A 2,172-nucleotide genomic window follows, 5' to 3' on the forward strand; every position below is an offset into this window, starting at 1 on the left:
TGGTGCGGGTCGAGGTCGTGCGCGTGGAGCTCGTGCGCGAGCGGTCGGTCTCGTACGCGGGGAGGACCATCAGGAGCCCAAGGGATGCGGTGCGGATGGTCAGGCCCCTCATCGAGCGGTCGGACCGGGAGCGGTTCGTGGCGCTCTACCTGAGCACGCGCCGCACCGTCCACGCCATCCACGAGGTGGGCGTCGGGGACATCGACTCCGCTCCGGCCCATCCCCGGGAGGTCTTCACGGCGGCGCTCCTGGCCAACGCCGCTGCGGTCATCGTCGCCCACAACCACCCCTCCGGCGATCCCGAGCCGAGCCCGGACGACGTGGCGGTGACAAAGCGCTTGGTGGAGGCCGGGCGGCTTCTCGGCGTCGAGCTCCTCGACCACCTGGTTATCGGTGACCGCGCGTACGTGAGCCTCCGCGAGCGGGGCCTGGTCTAGGCGGAACACAGCGAGGACAGCCCGGGGTGCGAGGCCCGGGGAAAGGGGGAACCCCTCATGGAGATCCAGGTGCAGAAGCTCCATCTCTTCCGGGAGCAGGAGGGCCATGCCCGGGCCATCTGCGACGTGGTCCTGGGCGGCGCGTGGGCCCTCCACGGCGTGCGCGTGATGGAGGGCGAAAAGGGGCCCTTCGTCGCGCTTCCCGCCCGGCCGGAGTCCGACGGGAGCTACCGCGAGTACGCCCACCCCGTCACCGCCGAGGCCCGCGAGGCGCTCTCCAAGGCCGTCTTGGGCGCCTACGAGAAGGCGCGCGCCCGCGCCCACGAGCGCGAGGCGGCGGGGGCGCTGGAGCGCTAGGCCGTGTGGAGCCGGGAGGGCTTTGAGCGCGCGTGGGCGCTCGCCGACGAGCTGGAGCGCGTCCTCCGCTCGGGGCCTCCCGGCCCCCTGGACGCGCTCCTCCGGCTCCGGCGGGAGCTGGTCGTGAGCCTTGAGGAGGTGACCGAGGGTGGACGCTCTGAGGGCGTGGGGCGAGATGCTGCTTCCGCTCGCCGCGCTGGGGCTCGTCTTCCTCGCTGACGCGGGCGTGCTCTGGCTCATCCGCAGGAAGTGGCCGGGGATCGAGGACCGGAGCTTCCGGGGCGCCCTGCGCGCGCTCTGGCGGGTGGGCCTCGGCCAGGCGAAGTGGATGCTCCTCGCCCTGGGAGTGGTGGTGGGCCTGGCGGCGGGGCCCCTCGGGTGGGCAGGGCTCTTCTTCGCCTGGCGCGGGCGTCAGCGGAGGAAGGAGATGCGCGAGGTGCGGGCGCTCCGCGAGGAGCTCGCCCGGCAGAAGGGGGTTGATCCGTCATGACCATCGCCGTGGACCTGGACAACACCTTGGCCGATACCAACGCCGAGATGCGGCGACTCTTCCCGGGTGCCGAGCGCCTGGAGCGCTTCGTCGCCCACTGGGCTCCGGTGACCCGCGAATGGTGGGCGGGAGCGGGCCTCGACGTGCTGGAGCGGGCCCGACCGCTGCCCGGTGCCGTCGCGGGGGTCCAGACGCTGGCCCGTCACGACCGGCTCATCTATCTCACTTCCCGCCCCGTCCAGGCCGGCGAGGTGAGCCGGCGCTGGCTGCGGGCGCACGGCTTCCCCGAGGCGCCGATCGTCTTCGCCGCCTCCGCCCGGAAGAAGGCCGAGTACGCCCGGCTCCTCGGCGTCGAGTTCGCCATCGACGACGACCCAGCCGCCGCGAAAGCCTACCGGCGGGCCGGCATCGCCGTCCTCCTGCCCCGCCAACCCTACAACGCTCGGGATCCGCTCGCCCTCCGCTGGGAGGAGATCCCCGGCCGCGTGCCGGCCTTCCGCCAGCAGCGAGCGCTCGAGGTCGCACTGGAGCGGTAGACCATGCGCGGCGAGATCCACCTTCTCGTGGGGGCGGCCCTGGCCGCCCCCTTCCTGCACCTTGGGGCGCCGGCGGCAGCACTGGCAGCCGGTGCCCTGGGCTCAGTGCTGCCCGACGTCGACCATCCCGGCTCGTTCCTCGGCCGCTACGTGCCCTGGCCGGCGGTGACCGTGCCCAACCACCGCACCGGCTTCGTCGCCACCGGCCGGCGATGGTTCGGCGGCCGCGTGATCTGGCATCGGGGCGAGACGCACTCCCTCGGCGCTGCGCTGGCCGCCGGGGTGCTCTCCTTGGCCGGAGGCCTCGCCTTGGACCAAGGCGTTCCTTGGGCCGCCTGGCTCGCCCTCGCGG

General features: G+C 73.6%; 5 protein-coding genes. All 5 read left to right on the forward strand.

All coding sequences use genetic code 11. The annotated features are described in order from the left end of the window. Window positions 1-2: 2 nt before the first annotated feature. Window positions 3-437 (forward strand): DNA repair protein RadC, encoded by a 435-nt coding sequence (locus tag K6U79_11540; protein MCL6522986.1) that lies wholly within the window; start codon window positions 3-5, stop codon window positions 435-437. A 57-nt stretch (window positions 438-494) separates the two neighbouring features. Next, complete coding sequence (locus K6U79_11545) at window positions 495-794, forward strand: SpoVG family protein (protein MCL6522987.1); 300 nt, start codon at window positions 495-497, stop codon at window positions 792-794. A gap of 148 nt (window positions 795-942) precedes the next feature. Next, complete coding sequence (locus K6U79_11550; GenBank protein MCL6522988.1) at window positions 943-1,284, forward strand: hypothetical protein; 342 nt, start codon at window positions 943-945, stop codon at window positions 1,282-1,284. Continuing rightward, a complete protein-coding gene (locus K6U79_11555) occupies window positions 1,281-1,820 on the forward strand; it encodes a hypothetical protein (GenBank protein MCL6522989.1) in 540 nt (179 codons plus the stop codon). The genes K6U79_11550 and K6U79_11555 overlap by 4 nt, the downstream gene beginning before the upstream one ends. 3 nt (window positions 1,821-1,823) lie before the next feature. Next, window positions 1,824-2,172, forward strand: a 349-nt coding sequence (locus tag K6U79_11560) for a metal-dependent hydrolase (protein MCL6522990.1), incomplete at its 3' end; no start/stop codon positions are given.

This window comes from Bacillota bacterium (assembly GCA_023511835.1).
Lineage (GTDB): Bacteria > Bacillota > Sulfobacillia > JAIMAT01 > JAIMAT01 > JAIMAT01.

What these genes read in the sequence shown, in the direction of transcription:
- K6U79_11545 (MCL6522987.1), top strand. Translation starts at nt 495, where the DNA reads ATGGAGATCCAGGTGCAGAAGCTCCATCTCTTCCGGGAGCAGGAGGGC.
- K6U79_11555 (MCL6522989.1), top strand. Translation starts at nt 1,281, where the DNA reads ATGACCATCGCCGTGGACCTGGACAACACCTTGGCCGATACCAACGCC.